This is a genomic window from Shewanella profunda, assembly GCF_023283765.1.
Lineage (GTDB): Bacteria > Pseudomonadota > Gammaproteobacteria > Enterobacterales > Shewanellaceae > Shewanella > Shewanella profunda.
Genome location: NZ_JAKILG010000105.1, coordinates 1 through 1,464, shown reverse-complemented (window position 1 = coordinate 1,464; position 1,464 = coordinate 1). Strand labels below are relative to the sequence as shown.

The 1,464-nt window shown below is 44.7% G+C and carries 2 protein-coding genes and 1 pseudogene; all 3 read right to left on the bottom strand.

Annotated elements, in window-relative coordinates:
* Positions 1-458, bottom strand: a 458-nt coding sequence (locus tag L2744_RS21390) for a hypothetical protein (RefSeq protein WP_248993759.1), incomplete at its 3' end; no start/stop codon positions are given.
* Entirely contained in the window at positions 455-1,210 is a 756-nt protein-coding gene (gene istB / locus L2744_RS21385) for an IS21-like element helper ATPase IstB (RefSeq protein ID WP_248993758.1), read from the bottom strand. The genes L2744_RS21390 and istB, both read right to left, overlap by 4 nt.
* Position 1,211: 1 nt before the next feature.
* A pseudogene (locus L2744_RS21380) lies at positions 1,212-1,464 on the bottom strand (IS21 family transposase); the annotation flags it as partial.

Below are 1,464 nucleotides of genomic sequence, written 5' to 3'. Positions count from 1 at the left end.
CCCCATATCATGATGTTGAACCTGACAGGATGTACATAAACACTATGCCTGTACCATTGAATGATTCTTGGTGCCGGACGGCTCGGACACTTCAATTTCACACCACATACTGCAACTATAGTGTCACCATCAAAAACAGGTTCAACAATGCATCCCCTAAAAATTTCATGGCCACTGACTTTTATTAAACCTAAACGTCTTAATGCACCACGAAATCCTGCCCCATCTGAGGTGTCAGATGTCTGGACATAGCGATTTAACTTGCGGTCACAAAATCCAATATGATGATATGCGATGCTCTCCATGTTGATCCCACGTCGAGCCAGTTTTTGGCAAGCATCGGCGTTTGCAAGCAAACGTTGATGATAAATATCAAACAGTTGCTTTAAGTACACGTCATTGACATCGATAGAAGGCAGCATCTGCTCAAACTCGTCAATATGCATTTCGATATTCATACCTTGTCCTCCTTGACCGTTTTATATGTTTTACGCATCGATTCACCGTGTAATTCCAAACGGTGGGCACGATGGATGATGCGATCCATAATGGCGTCGGCAATGGTCGGCTCACCTATGTATTCATGCCATTTACTGACAGGCAATTGCGTTGTGATAATGAGCGAACCCGATTCGACGCGCTCCTCTATCAGCTCCAACAAATCTTGTCGGTTACGATCGCTTAATGGAGCCATAGCCCAATCATCCAGAATGAGCAATTTGAACTTAGAAAGCTGATTGCGCAGCCTAGGTAAGGATCCGTCCCTGTGAGCGATATCCAACTCTTCCATTAATAAGCCAAAACGTTTGTATAGCACTGATAAATTTAATTTAATCGCCTTATTAGCAAGGGCACAGGCTATCCAGCTTTTACCTACGCCAGTTGGCCCTGTAATGATCAAAAACTGATTTCGAGTGATCCATTCACAGTCGATGAGGGAAATGAGATAACTTTTATCAATACCTCGCTTTGCTAAGTGGTCAATGTTCTCCACACAAGCTTGGCCTTGTTTCAGTTTGGCCGCTTTAAACAGCTGATCCCGCTTTCTCTGTGACTTATATTGCAGTTCCTCACAGGTCAAAAAAGCAAGAATATCAACGATAGACATAGCGGCCATATCCGGCGTGACCAATACTTTTTGTAACGCACTACTCATTCCGACCAAACGTAATGCTTGGAGGTTTTCAAACACACTTTGTTCGCTGCTCATTTTACTGCCCCCCATTAACATAGTACTCGGCACCACGAACATTATGGTGAAAAGGCAATTGGGTCTGGATAGGACAAGCTTTCTTATCAAGTTCATCCAGACGACATTGCAAAATGGAGCGCACACTGCTGACTGTCTGCGACTGTATTTCACTGGCACATTGGCAAGCCCGCTCGAAACGTCCATTGCCGTACTGCCTAGCGAGCTTCTGAAGCTGCGAGCAGGCTTTACAGCCTTGCAGAGAGTACTCAGGG